At 37.8% G+C, this 13853-nt stretch carries 14 protein-coding genes; 7 read left to right on the plus strand and 7 right to left on the minus strand.

The annotated features are described in order from the left end of the window. Nucleotides 1–435: 435 nt before the first annotated feature. Nucleotides 436–702 (plus strand): hypothetical protein, encoded by a 267-nt coding sequence (locus B2W36_RS10980; protein WP_293887759.1) that lies wholly within the window; start codon nt 436–438, stop codon nt 700–702. Nucleotides 703–1087: 385 nt separating this feature from the next. Here B2W36_RS10980 and B2W36_RS10985 read toward each other — a convergent pair whose 3' ends face one another. Then, nucleotides 1088–1717 carry a TetR/AcrR family transcriptional regulator gene (locus tag B2W36_RS10985; RefSeq protein WP_293887760.1) on the minus strand — a complete coding sequence of 210 codons (630 nt, stop codon included), beginning with the start codon at nt 1715–1717 and terminating at the stop codon, nt 1088–1090. Nucleotides 1718–1858: 141 nt separating this feature from the next. Here B2W36_RS10985 and B2W36_RS10990 point away from each other — a divergent pair, with 141 nt between their 5' ends. Next, complete coding sequence (locus B2W36_RS10990) at nt 1859–2110, plus strand: hypothetical protein (RefSeq protein ID WP_293887761.1); 252 nt, start codon at nt 1859–1861, stop codon at nt 2108–2110. Here B2W36_RS10990 and B2W36_RS10995 read toward each other — a convergent pair. Next, the gene (locus B2W36_RS10995) at nt 2082–2594 is read right to left on the minus strand and encodes a PHP domain-containing protein (protein WP_293887762.1); all 513 of its coding nucleotides are present in this window, start codon (nt 2592–2594) and stop codon (nt 2082–2084) included. The genes B2W36_RS10990 and B2W36_RS10995 overlap by 29 nt on opposite strands. Continuing rightward, the gene (locus tag B2W36_RS11000; RefSeq protein ID WP_293887763.1) at nt 2585–3373 is read right to left on the minus strand and encodes a DNA polymerase Y family protein; all 789 of its coding nucleotides are present in this window, start codon (nt 3371–3373) and stop codon (nt 2585–2587) included. The genes B2W36_RS10995 and B2W36_RS11000 overlap by 10 nt, the downstream gene beginning before the upstream one ends. 872 nt (nt 3374–4245) lie before the next feature. On the opposite strand from B2W36_RS11000, the gene B2W36_RS11005 reads away from it, so the two are divergent. Further along, nucleotides 4246–5721, plus strand: a complete 1476-nt coding sequence (locus B2W36_RS11005; protein ID WP_293887764.1) for a class A beta-lactamase-related serine hydrolase — start codon at nt 4246–4248, stop codon at nt 5719–5721. Nucleotides 5722–5858: 137 nt separating this feature from the next. Here the strand turns inward: B2W36_RS11005 and B2W36_RS11010 are convergent, their stop codons facing one another. Further along, nucleotides 5859–6008: a PoNe immunity protein domain-containing protein gene (locus tag B2W36_RS11010; RefSeq protein WP_293887765.1), complete on the minus strand. Its 150-nt coding sequence runs from the start codon at nt 6006–6008 to the stop codon at nt 5859–5861. 751 nt (nt 6009–6759) lie between these two features. On the opposite strand from B2W36_RS11010, the gene B2W36_RS11015 reads away from it, so the two are divergent. From B2W36_RS11015 to B2W36_RS11030, 4 genes are all read left to right on the plus strand, one after another. Further along, complete coding sequence (locus B2W36_RS11015; RefSeq protein ID WP_293887766.1) at nt 6760–7212, plus strand: hypothetical protein; 453 nt, start codon at nt 6760–6762, stop codon at nt 7210–7212. Between the two features lie 775 nt (nt 7213–7987). Then, nucleotides 7988–8890 (plus strand): NAD(P)H-binding protein, encoded by a 903-nt coding sequence (locus B2W36_RS11020; RefSeq protein WP_293887767.1) that lies wholly within the window; start codon nt 7988–7990, stop codon nt 8888–8890. A gap of 7 nt (nt 8891–8897) precedes the next feature. After that, a complete protein-coding gene (locus B2W36_RS11025) occupies nt 8898–9644 on the plus strand; it encodes an SDR family NAD(P)-dependent oxidoreductase (RefSeq protein WP_293887768.1) in 747 nt (248 codons plus the stop codon). 72 nt (nt 9645–9716) lie between these two features. Then, entirely contained in the window at nt 9717–10628 is a 912-nt protein-coding gene (locus B2W36_RS11030) for a helix-turn-helix domain-containing protein (protein WP_293887769.1), read from the plus strand. A gap of 426 nt (nt 10629–11054) precedes the next feature. On the opposite strand, the gene B2W36_RS11035 is transcribed toward B2W36_RS11030, so the two are convergent. From B2W36_RS11035 to B2W36_RS11045, 3 genes are all read right to left on the minus strand, one after another. Beyond that, the gene (locus tag B2W36_RS11035; RefSeq protein WP_293887770.1) at nt 11055–12008 is read right to left on the minus strand and encodes a serine hydrolase domain-containing protein; all 954 of its coding nucleotides are present in this window, start codon (nt 12006–12008) and stop codon (nt 11055–11057) included. A 304-nt stretch (nt 12009–12312) separates the two neighbouring features. Next, a complete protein-coding gene (locus B2W36_RS11040; protein ID WP_293887771.1) occupies nt 12313–12939 on the minus strand; it encodes an NAD(P)H-dependent oxidoreductase in 627 nt (208 codons plus the stop codon). Nucleotides 12940–12977: 38 nt separating this feature from the next. Beyond that, entirely contained in the window at nt 12978–13835 is an 858-nt protein-coding gene (locus tag B2W36_RS11045; protein WP_293887772.1) for an SDR family oxidoreductase, read from the minus strand. Between the last annotated feature and the right edge of the window lie 18 nt (nt 13836–13853).

Genomic DNA, 13853 nt, shown 5'->3' on the forward strand with positions numbered 1-13853 from the left:
TGTAGTTCGTAGGGGGGATACGTTTCATTTGCTATTTTTATCTCTAACAAAATCGAAATTTGCAATTCAAACTTAAATCATTAATATCAGCAATATGAAAAGTCTATTTAGTAAAAAAATTGAAGATATATATCGCAATTTAATGGGATGCTATGAGGATACTAATAGGTACTCGCCAACTATAACAGGAGCGGAAAGAGAAATCTTTAATAAAGAGCTATTCCAAAAAATTTTACCAACTTCATACCGCGTGGGATCAGGTAGCATAATTGATTGTAAAGAATTGTAAATCTTTAAATCATTTCGGCAAATTGAACTAAGCAAAAATATAAGTACTTTAGTCAAAATTTGGGAAGTAAAATCTTTGTTCCAATCTGTCAGCTAGCTGGGCACATTAATGTATTTTATGTTATAGAAAGAGGGTAGGCTAAAGATTTGTTATTTTATAATGGTATTGCGATTGTCTCTGAAAATCTAGAAGATTTGCAAATCATAGAGAAAATACTTGAATCAAATATGTTTCTAAAGTATATCAAAAATACTACTAAGGATTATTTATTTGGCTATATTTCAATGAGCAAAAACTATATTAAAAATTTTGGGATTCCGAAATTAAATGTTAGTCAGAAAAAGGAATTACTTAGCTTGGAAAATGTCGATGATTTTTTAAAAAAATTATACGGTATTAATAAATTGATCTGATTGACGTAAATAAAAAGTATTAATTGTAATAATGTTTTCAATTTTTCAAGATCATTTTGAAAAATTTCCTAATTTTGAAAGAATCATTTCGGATGATGATTCTTTGAAACAAGATAAAAATCCATATTCATGGCACTAATAGAAAAGTACCTTAAAAAGTACGTTTAAATGGTCTGGAAGAAGTTGGTTCGATTCCCTCCCTTTCCGCCAAATGATACAAATGCCACGAATAAGCGGTATTCGTGGCATTTTTGTCTTTAGCACTATAAAATACGCACTGGAAACGGCTCTAATCCATAAGGTTCGAATCCCGCCGATTCCACAAAAGGTGATCGTGAGCCACATTTTAGTAAAACATTTGACGTAATAATCTGCAAAATCCCTTTTACAAACCTTCATACGTTTTGTCTATCAAAAATGAAAGCGATTCTTTAATTGCCTTCCTACCGTCTTCACTTGCTATATCAATACCGCAAAAGTTACTACCGTTAACAGCAGCATATAAATTAAGGTAGTAGGTACCGGCAATTAGTATGGCCATAACTGCACGGTACTTCTCTGCGTTAGTGCCAAAATACGGATCGGTAATCGTCTGAAGCAAAGTTTCTCCATTTGCTTCCTGCTTTTGGGTTAATCTTTTCAGGGATTCTCTTTCTTCAGACAATCTCCATAAAAGAATTTTTTGAAACTCCGGATTACCTCCTACATAATCGAATTGTTGTTGCAGCATTGCTTTAGAAAATTCATGCCCGCCATCGGTAGTCGCTACAGGAACCTTATTGCCTTTAATATTACTCCAAAAGTCTTGGGAATCTATATATTCATCCAGCAATCCGTTTAAATCACCAAAGCATTTATTAATCATCTTCCTGTCCAGGCCAGCTTCTTCAGCTATCTGATTCGTTTTCAGTCCTGCATAGCCCGATGATATAAGGATTTTGCCTATCGATTTTAAAAATTTTTCCCGGCTCCTGTCCTTATTCCGTATTATTCCCGCAACTATTTTTCTGTCCATGATATGTAAATATAAGTGCTAAGATACTTATTATTTCAAAATATTTAAATAAGACCCTTAAATGGGTCTTATTTTATTTATATTTACATCGTTCAATTCAAAATTATCATCGATTACTTAACCAATAAACATTAATTAAAAATGGAAAGAAAATTATCTGAACTGACATTAGACGAATTAAAAGAAAGAAAGAAAAAAATTGCTGGGGTAAGCATAGGTCTTGGTATTGTAATGGCTATAGCTTGCCCATTCCTTTTTTATTTTGCCATTACACAAAAAAATTACGCACTTATGGTAGTTGCAACAGGTTCTCTAGCATCACTGGCTCCGGGACTGTCTGTGATGAGCCAAATAAAGAAAGAGATTAAAACAAGGGAAACAAAAACGGAGTAAGTACCGTCCCAAACATGCTTGCCTGTTTGATCACACAGCGGTCAAGGATACGCCGTTCCATCAATTGGGCTTTGGTACGTTCTCGCTGTCTTATTCCGATATATTCGAAATCACGCAGTACAAAGCCATCTATTTTATGAAAAGGATAGATTACGAACACCTGATCAAAACCGGGCGCACGCTCTGGTACCGCACGGTTTTCCATATTGAGCCGTGTGCGGTATTCGTTGATCTCACGGAAACCTTGTTCGTTCTTGGCAATGGCTACAATGCAAATCTGATCGCCCTTGCGAAACTCCATCCCAGCCAGCAGGTTGAGTCCGGCCGCTCGCCCCAATTTGATAAAATCGAGTGAGCCGGAACTCTTGTTGATATCGGTCAGCACAGCAGTATCATAGCCTCCCGCCAGCATTCCCGAAATGAGATCCTGCAGACTGAGGGTGCCATATCGAAGGCTAAAGTAGCTATGTAGATTTAAAAGCATCTCCCCCTCCTTTCTCCGGCAAGCGGTGCGCAGATCCCTTTCATCAAAAATTCTGATCCATATCGCTTTCTGATCTTATCCATGCCCTGCATCAGGTTTACTTCCTCTGCACTATCATCAAACAGGTCGGTCTGATAGGATCCGTAGATCAGTCCAGAAAACTTGATTCCGATAAGGCGAATAAGCATCCGCCGACTATAAAGCTTTTTAAAAAGGGAAAGCACAACATCTGTGAGTTTCCGGTCCGAGTTTGTATAAGAAACCAATAACAGCTGGGTATGGGTATCAAAATTACTGTACCTGATCTTGAGCGTAACACAGCTGGTCAGTTTCTGGTCTTTTCTCAGATTAAAGGCCAGTGTATCGACCATACCGATCAAAGTCCGGCGCATTATATCCATATCGATAGTGTCCTGTTGAAAAGTATTTTCCTTGGACATAGATTTCTGTTCACGGAAAGGTACGACGAGAGAATCGTCAAGTCCATTTGCTTTGCGCCAGATATTGATCCCGTTCTCACCAAGCACTTTCTGCATGGTAAATACTTCCATCTGCTGTAAAGTACCGATTCTGGAGATACCCATGTTGCGGAGTAGTGTAAAGGACTTCTCTCCGACCATCGGTATTTTTCGGATGGACAATGGCGCCAGAAATCCTTTTTCTGTTCCGCTGTTGACATGCTTTTCGCCACAGGGTTTGGCCTGACCGGTGGCGATGTCTTTCAATTGTATAAAAAGCCGTCCGCCGGCTTCCATTAATCTGGTAGTTGCCCAATTCAAAATAACTAATATTATTAGCAAAAAGTCAAGGGAGCGCAATGCTAATGTAATAAAAAGCCACTTTCTTCAGATGAAATTGAAAGGCTTGAAAATAAAGTGTTTTCTTCTGAGCGACTTTCAGTCATAAGAGATATATTTGTTTTCCAATGGTATACGGGAATTTCTTACATTTATGACTACCAGTTAGTACCGGATGATATCAAAAATGGAATCGACGGCAGCTTATGGATAATGACAAGCAGGCAAAAATCAAAATCGAAGACTGATATTCCTCTTCTGCCCCAGGCGATCGAAATTATGGATTGATACAAAAATCACCCATTATGTATTGAGCGTGGATCTATTCTGCCTGTTAAATCGAATCAAAAAATGAACGAATACCTTAAGGAGATCGCTATAATCTGCAATTTGGCCGGCGAGCTTAATACACATAAAGCAGGGCGGACATTTGGGAGTACCGTAACACTGAAAAATGGATTGTCTATTATAATAATGAAAAAACTTGATTCAATAAAGGAGATGCTTTTAGGAAATAATATGTAAGACAATTAGATGCACATAAAATTAAAATTCATAATTTAATGTCCGCTAGCATCAGTAACATGTTACTGATGCCTATTAACGTATGGCCTAAAGATTCTTCATCTTAAAAATCTGCGAGGTGTAATTTAACTCCTTTGTCTGCAAAATGTTTGTTTTGGCCCGCGCAAGGAGGGCAAATTCTTTGGGTGCAAGGTTTTTTAAAATTTGTTCTCTCCATTAGCAACTATATATGTATATTGAAAGGCAATGCTTTCTCATTGAAAAACTGCAATGTAACAAATTAACGCAACCAGTTGTCATTACCTTAGGTTCACCTTTTAAAATATCATATGAAAAGTTCTTTCAAGATCATTTTACTACTATTTGCAAGCACATTGTCTCAGCAGGTTTTTGCGCAAAGTACTTCGGACAGCATTGATCTCTTCATAAAAGAGAAAATGTTCAAGTTAAAAATTCCTGGACTTCAACTTGCCATCGTTAAGAACAATAGGTTAGAGAAGCTGTCCGCCTATGGCCTCGCCAACATTGAACATCAGGTTGCTGTTGATTCAAAAAGTTCATTTTCAATCAATTCCATGACAAAGACCTTCGTGGGTGTAGCTATCATGCAATTACAGGAGCGGGGGAAATTAAAGGTAGAAGACCGCATCTCCCAATATATTTTAGATATTCCTGATGATTGGAAATCGATTACCATTAGGCAATTATTAAGCAATACTTCCGGACTTCCGAACAACATAGACTATAAAGAACAGGTTCTTGGTGATGGCACAGAAGGGAAAAACTGGGAGATGGTAAAGAAATTACCGATGCAATTCAAACCGGGAGAAAGGTTCAGCTATAATCAGACCGGATATTATATCCTGGGAAGAATAATCACTATATTAAGTGGTCAGCATTTCACTAAATTTATTGAAGATAATCAATTTAGGGTGGCAACGATGAGCGCAACGCAGTTCGGCGACTCCAATGACATCATACCCAATAGTGCAGGGGCATATTCTACAATTGTCAATGTGGACGGTAAATGGATCAATGACGGCAAGCTGCATAATGCCTTTGCCACTTTCCCACTCTTCTTCAGAACTGCAACAGGTATAATCTCAACATGCGAGGACTTGGCCAAATGGCTGATTGCATTACAAAGTGGAAAGCTGTTGAAAAATAAGAAGAGCGTGCAGCAATTGTTTACTTCCGTAAAATTGAACGACGGTCATATTGATGGTTTTAACAAACTCACTAACGGCTATGCATTGGGTTGGCCTACCGTAGTCAGAGATGAACATCCCGCAGCTGCTCCTGTAGGTGGAATGCGCTCTGCATTATTCGTCTATCCTAAAGATGATCTGTCGATAATCGTTCTGACTAATCTTCAGGGTTCTAACCCCGAATGGTTCATTGATGAGATAGCAGGATATTATTTTCCAGATATGAAAATAGCAAACGGTTTTGGATTGAGTAAAAATCTTAAACTGCTACGGCAGGAACTTTTGAAGAATAATTTTCAGAACAGTTTTAAAATCTATTCCAATATTAAACGTAGCAATAAAGCATTTGATCTGTCAGAAGACGAGGTCAATTCGTGGGGATACCAGCTTATTGAACAAAATATGAACAAGGAAGCATTACAGATTTTTCAATTAAACACTTTGTTGTTTCCGAAAAGTGCAAATGTCTATGATAGTTATGCAGAGACGTTAGAACTGCTAGGAAATCGCAAAGAAGCCATCAAAAATTACAGCAGATCCCTTGAACTTAATCCAAAAAATGACAATGCTCGCCAATTTTTAGAAAACAAAAAATAAGAAATTTCTAGATCAGTAATTCATTATCGATCTGCTCCACATTAGCGTGGTCGCCCAAAGAAACTGGTTATTTTCAAATATCGAACTTCCCTCAAGAATCAATTTCTCCAGTGAAGCATTTCATAGGGATAATATTGCTATTCTTTAAGACTGTTGTCATCCAAGCCGGGAATTTTAACCAGAGCGTCAGGTTCAAAACTCCAGTAACCTGTATCGGAATGCCCCTTATACCATTGCTTCTGAAGATAGAGTCGAATATTAAAAAGCGCCTGATCTGCTATTACCATTTCTTTATGAAAAGTTAAAGTCAGAATCAAATGAACAGCTGATCGCTGTAGTCGTTGTTGTGATTCAGGATTAATTAAAATTGCTCTTAAAGAAGCGAATCGGCAGATTCAGAAAGGCTTTGATTTTAAAAGCTGGTAGTACATTAGTTATTGAATTGATCTAAATCATACGATTGATTTTAAACTATTTAATGCTCATCCTTTACATAAGATAACTATGCAGCCCATTCAGCTATATAAACAAGAGGTAAAAGAAATGACTGAATTAATCAGAACGCAATGAAGTGATGTCCGTTCAATCACTGAGCAGAATAATCTTTCGCCTACTAATACTAGTATCGAACACTAGCAGGGAAATCACAATGAAATATTACAGTCGATATCTAACACATTTGGCCCCTCTAGAGACCATAGAAGATAATATTATCTATGATGGTTGTAGAAATTACATGTATGAGAAAAATTCAAGAGTGGAAAATGCTTCAGATGTCCTATCTGTATATGAAGGATTAAGAGATGGAACATTATTCTTTATGCATAAGTTGTTGAATTCATATTCCATTAACGAACGTGTAGCTAAACATTTCATTGTTCTGAATCGTTCAATTAATTTAAAATGTTGCTGGGCAGATAAATCGAGCCATTTAATTCATTATATTTATTATAAAATATCCATATTAGAATAATTTGCTACAATTGAATCTTAAATTTCAAATATTCTACTAAAGATTCCTGGTTAAAATAAGAAAAAATGAACGGAGCGCACTGGCATCTAATTTTAAATCATCTACCACTGATATTCCCACTGGTAGGTTTAATCGTCCTGATCACAGGATTCATCTCAAAATCTGAACCGGTTAAAAGAACAGCGTTTTTGGTTTTTATTTTGGGAGCTTTGGCAACAATCGCTGCAATGGCGACCGGAGAAGGTGCTGAAGATGTTGCAGAAAAATTGACCGGAGTGACGAAGGACTATATACATGTTCATGAAGAGGTAGCGGAAACTTTTGCCTTGCTTTCATATATTATAGGTTTAGGTTCCCTCCTAGCAATCTGGGCTAGCATTACGAAAAAGTCATTTTCCAATAGTATATCTATTTGTTTACTCGCTTTTGCTTTGGTCTTGATGTTCTTTGCAAAGAAGACTGGAACAACGGGAGGTGAGATAAGGCATGAAGAAATAAGAACTGGCTTTATAAAGTAAATGGACTGCTTTGCAGGCTTAAACTTCAATCTATATATATTGGGATGTATGTCATCTAACCATGGATTTTACTCAGTCAAAATTTAGGAACAATTAGCAAATTTGTTTGTTGTAAAGTGCATTGAATGTTACTGATACTTCAAAACAACTATTACTTCCACTTAAAACAGCTATTAATTTTATATAAATAGCTGTTTTTTGCTTATAAGGTTTAAGAAGTTATCTATTGTCAAAAAAATAAATGTCAAAGTCTTAGAAGTGTCGGAAAGATTAGACGGTAGAATATAAACCCATTATAGAGCCCTTACAAACTACCTAGGAGCTTTGGGAAACAATAATATATCTAGTTTTGAGGATAATGCTTTTGCAACCGACTAGTAAAAGTTAAGCAGTATTCCGCTTAACACTTAATAAAAAAAAACAGAGTAAAAACGATCCTAAAGGCCAAGAGCCTTTACGATCTTGCGATTCTGAAAAGCCTATATCAAGAAAAAGCGCTACAAACTTAGAATTAATGCGCAGTAATTACGACAATCGGCATCAGGCTTTGCCCCAATTCCGTGAGTTCACACTCCAATTTGAGCGGTAGTTCGTCGTATGCTTTTTTTGTGAGAAAGACGATCGACAGGACTGAGATTATGCCCTATTGTATGTATAAGTATTGCAGATTAAGATAAATTTTAATGCTTGCAGCAATTCAGTTATAAACTTCCTCAATTCGGTTATTTTTCCCATCGCGCATTGACGCAATTTTGCAATAACAAAAATTTACAAAATGAAAATTATACTGACAGGTTCTTTGGGAAACATTGGTAAACCACTCACAGAACTACTTATCGCAAACGGACATGACCTCACCGTAATCAGCAGTAAACAGCAAAGGGCTGCTGCCATCGCAGATCTTGGGGCAACACCCGCCATCGGAAACATTAATGATGCTGAATTTCTCATTTCAACTTTTAAGGGAGCCGACGCTGTTTATCTGATGGAAGCATGGGAAGGAATCGGAAGTCTATTGGACAAGAACATAGACTTTATGGCAGAATTTAAAAAGATTGCTCATACCTATGTGAAAGCAGTTCAGCAGTCAGGTGTCAAAAATATTATCCACCTGAGCAGTGTTGGAGCCCATTCCGCTGAGGGTACGGGAAGTCTTCTGGTACATCACAATGTAGAAAATATCTTGGGGACATTGCCTGAAGATGTCTCTATAAAATTTCTGCGTCCCGTGGGTTTCTTTACCAATATATATAGATGGCTGCCGATGATCAAATCTGATGGAGCCATTATTCAAAGTTATGGTGGCAGCAAAAAAGAGCCATGGGTTTCTCCCGTGGATATCGCAATAACAATTGCCGAGGAAATGGAAAAACCTTTTACCGGTAGAACGGTACAGTATATCGCAAGTGAGGAAGTTTCACCGGACGAAATTGCTGCTGCTCTGGGGAAAGCAATCGGAAAAACTGATCTGCAATGGAAAATTATACCAGCTGAACAGTTATTAGATCAGATGCTTTCTGCAGGAGTTAATCAGTGGATTGCCGAAGGTCTGATAGCGATGCAGCAGGCTCAGTCAGATGGAAGCCTGTATGAGGATTACTACAGGAACAAGCCTAAGCTGGGAACAACAAAGCTTAAGGATTTCAGTAAAGAATTCGCAGTAGTGTACAATAAATAATATAATTATGAATACAATGAAAAAGGTCCTTATTACAGGGGCAAACAAAGGTGTTGGACTGGAAACCGCACGACAATTGTTGGAAAACGGATATTATGTTTTCATTGGAAGCCGAAGAATGGAAAATGGAGAATCAGCAGTACTCAAGCTTAATCAGGCCGGTTACTCCAATGTGGAAGCTATCCAACTGGATGTGACAGATCAACTATCCGTAGACCGCGCGAGAAAAAAAATAGAAAGCAGAACAGAAGTACTGGATGTCCTTATCAATAACGCGGGAATAAACGGTGGAATGCCACAGGCTGCGCTGGAAGCCCCAGCTGAGAATTTTCAGAAAGTGATGGACACAAATTTATACGGGGTAATCCGTGTAACGCAGGCTTTTATCGACCTGCTCAGAAAGTCCGATGAGCCAAGGATAGTCAACGTCTCATCCAGTGGCTGCTCCCTAACGCTACATTGTGATCCTAGCTGGAAATATTATGACCACAAAGGGGCTGTATATACAGCTTCCAAGGCAGCCATGAACATGTACACCATCAATCTGGCTTATGAACTGCGCAATACTGATTTTAAGGTCAACGCAGTCTGTCCGGGATTTGTGGCGACTGACTTCAATGCACATCGCGGTACGGGTACTGTACAGGAAGCCGGAGCGAGAATTTCAAAATATGCTATGATCGGTAAGGATGGTCCAGGTGGGAAATTTATCAGTGAAGAGCACAATCCACAGACCGGTGAAACTCCCTGGTAATAATTGAGTATTTTTGTAAAGGTATGGGATAATAAAAAATCTGTACCAAGCTTTAAAATAGTAACGGCTGTTATGAAAGATATAAAAAACAAACTGCATAAATTCGGCTCCCTCTCAGAGTTTCATCAGATCTTTGGATTGCAGAAACCTGAACATCCCCTGATCAGTTTTATATCCATTCAGGATATGAAGATGCCGGAGGAAACCCTGCCCGAATATATGGTACTGGATTTCTACAAAATAGCATTTAAGGATACTGTCGGAAGGGCAAAGTATGGGCAGAGTCATTATGAATTTGGTGAAGGTGGAATGGTATTCACTGCACCGGGACAGCTATTCGAAAAGCCTAAAAACAGCCATAGTAAAGGTTTTCTTCTGCTGGTACATCCAGACTTTTTCATGTCATTTCCCTTAGCAAAAAAGATTAAGCAGTATGGCTTCTTCTCCTATTCTACAGATGAAGCGCTGCACCTGTCCGAAAAAGAAAAAGGAACAATATTTTCAGTATTTCAGATCATTAAGGAGGAGCAGGATAGCCGAATTGATAATTTTAGTCAGGATGTACTCATTTCCCAGATAGACCTTTTGCTGACCTACTGCGAGAGGTTTTATAAAAGACAGTTTATCACCCAAAAAGCTTTGAACAAAGGTCTTATCGAGCAGTTTGAAGATATGCTTGACCGCTATTTCAAAGATGAACGGGCGAATCAGCAAGGTTTACCGACAGTACAGTATATTGCGGATCAGCTGCACCTCTCAGCAAGCTATTTAAGTGATATGCTCCGCTCGTTAACGGGACTCAATACTCAGCAGCATATCCACCACAAGCTCATTGAGCATGCAAAAGATATACTGTCAACGACGGATCTATCGGTTTCTGAAATTGCCTATCAACTGGGTTTTGAATATCCGCAGTCATTCAGCAGATTGTTTAAAAGTAAAACTTCCATGAGTCCGGCTCAGTTCAGGCAGTCGTTCAATTAACCAAAAATATAGAAGTGGAAAAGTGAGATAAGATTTAAATGAAACCTTATTTCACTTTTTTTTAACCAACAACATAATATTTGACTACTGTTGCTTCAAAATTCTATCTTCAAAGTCTCAAAAAGTGGCTTGACCTTAAAAACTTTTGTTTATAAATGATGATCGGAGTTTATGTGCGATCGTCACATTTCTCTGATTATTTTTGTTATTTTTTTAATGTTTCTTTGACGTGTAGCCCGCACGCTGACCAAAAAATATTCGATAACAGCACCGCAGTTGTTTACGTAGTTGCGTACAATGGCAGAGAAGGCCAGCTGGGATATGTTCATGACAACATCCTTGGGAATATTTAGCAACCATTCTATCTGCTTGATGCCCGTGTTATCAAAATTGGAATCTGTGGAAGTTTGTAATTTTTGACGCGCGTTAGTTATTGATTAACATTTTTTGAAATTGCTTGCCGATAAATTGGTTAATGATATGCTGAAAGTCCTTCTGCAGAGTAAAAACGGTTATCGTTGCATTAGATTCTGGCGAATAAATAACATCAGTACCCCACCAGCCGCCATGGTAATATGCATTAAATCCCATTTCAAAATGATAAATACCCAAACAATATCTGCATTGATCTGGTGATAGGACGTAGCTATGCATAGCTTCCAATAATTTTTTATCATGAATAATTTTCCCGCTAAAGAGATACTGAAAAAATAATGCGGTCTCTCTTGCAGTCATAGCAATTCCACCGCCACCGTAAAGATCCCATGAGGGATCAATATCGTAGGAATCCCAATTGTACTTTTTGGCATATTGATGGGCAAGCGGCATTGTATTCTCTGGATACTTTTCCAGGTCAATAAACCAGGTTTTAGTCAACTCCAATTCTTTATATTTTAATAAACCACGCATAGCGGTATAAAAGGGCTTCCGCATTTTTTGCTCAATAATCTCCGTCAGTAGTAAATAATTGATATCCCCATAACTAAATTTCTGTCCTGCTGGATGTGGATCCCCTATTTCAAGGGATCGCCTGACCTGCTCCTCTTTCTTCCATTTATAGTTTGGATGCAGATTAACAAACTGGAAGTAAGCTTCATCTACATAGTCCTGAATACCAGATGTGTGCGACAGTAGATGCTTTACCGTAATATGATGTAGATCATAGCCTTTTTTTTCGAACAATGTTCGCGTATTTCGCGATAGTAAATTTTTAATGGGCTGGTCAATAGTAAGTTTCCCTTCTTCCACCAACCTAAGTATTGCTGCAGCAACATAAGGTTTGGTATTGCTTGCAATCAGAATAGGCTGTTGATAATCCAATGGTTTACTTGATTTTATGGCTGATACGGGGCCGCAATTTATGATTGGCCATTCCGACAAAATCAGTGCGACAATTTGTATCAGGTTTTCTTTCAGTATGATCAGCAGTAGTCCGGGGTAAATAAGAAATATTTCGACTTTCCATAATTATTTTAAAGTAGTAAACTTTCCAAAAATGAGGATTTTTAAAATCTGAAAAAATCTTAATAAATGATATATAATAAATAAGCAGATGTTCTATCTTACAAATTTTAAATAGATTGGAAAAATAATAGCAGCCTCATTTCTAAATGAGACCGCTTATTCAGTATCATTATATCTTTTAATATTTTACTGAGCCATACTCATAATGTCATCATTGCCACTATATGTATTTCGTGAATTCATCTAATGGTAAACGAACTTTCGCCGCATTTACATAGGGATCTTTTTCGGAATCTCTATACCCTAGAGAAAGCAAAACTACACTCTTTAATCCCTGTTCTTTTAATCCTAAAACCTCATCAAATTTTGCAGGATCAAACCCTTCCATCGGAGTGGCATCTATACGTAAATCTGCCGCTGCTAAAAGTCCGTTTCCCAAACCGATATAGGCTTGCTTTGTTGCCCAAATAAAATTTTCTTCCGGTGTTCTACCTGTAATATTAACCACCAATATTTTACGAAATTCGCCTAATGCCTCAACAGGAATTCCTCGGGTATCCGCCATTCTTTGCATATAGTCATCAACGTGTTCTATTGACAAATTGTCTAAAGCAGCAAATACCAATAAATGGGAAGCTTCTTCAACCTGGGGATTGAAACCGCCTTCCGCCAATTGTTTCCGGATTTCCGGATTTTTTACTACAATCACACGGTAAGGCTGCAAACCAGCTGATGAAGCTGAAAGGTTGATCGCTTCAAGAATTGTTTTAACATTAGCATCGCTTACTTTTTGCGCGCTGTATTTTTTTACGGCATAACGCCATTTTAATGATTCTTTTAAACTCATTGTGTTTATTTTTTAGATTACTTTTTAAGAAATTATTTTTATAAACCAAACACTTCCTGAATGCCTTTTTCAAGATTTGCAGGCACTCGACCCAATAATTTTTCAAGGTCATTGGTAACGATTTCGAACTGACCGTTTTTAATATCAACATTAAAGCTGGTTATTACAAAATTGATAAAATCATCCACTCCTGCTTCTTTTAGCTGTTCCTTAAAAGCTTCTGTCTCCGCTGCCGTGTAGGTTACTTTTTTACCAGAGATCTTGGATAGAGTATCTGCTACGTCTTGATAAGAATAAAGGGCATTTCCTGCAATGTCATAGATTTTGTTTTCGTGTCCGTCCTGTAACAGTACATTGGCAGCGGCTTCTCCCATTTCTCTTCTGAGGGCGAAAGGAACTTTTCCGTTTCCTGCGGGTAAATAAAATCCTGTCTCAAATACATTTTCACCCGCGTAAAATGGAACAAGATCCATATAAAGGTTATTTCTAAGAAAAGTATAGGTTAAACCGCTTTCAAGGATATGATGTTCCGTTTTAAAATGATCATCGAGACCTTGTACTGCAGATGTTTCTATATTTCGATGAGAAACTCCGGTGTAGACAATATGCTGTACACCTTTGTCAACTGCAACATCAATGAGACGTTTATTTTGTTCCAAACGATGGGGCATGATAGTGGGAATGAGTAAGACTTTACTCACGCCTTTCAACGCTTTATCTAACGATTCCTCATCATCAAAATCTCCAATACGAACTTCAACACCCTGATCTTTTAATTTTTTAGCTTTGTTTTCATCTCTGGCTAAAATTGCAAATTGGTCCCGCTCTAAATGCTTTAAAAGATGCTGTGCGGCTGCACCTCCAAGATGTCCTGTCGCTCCTGTTACTAAAATCATTTCTTTAATTCTTCTAAT

Source organism: Sphingobacterium sp. UBA3549 (genome assembly GCF_002376635.1).
Classification (GTDB): Bacteria; Bacteroidota; Bacteroidia; order Sphingobacteriales; family Sphingobacteriaceae; genus Sphingobacterium.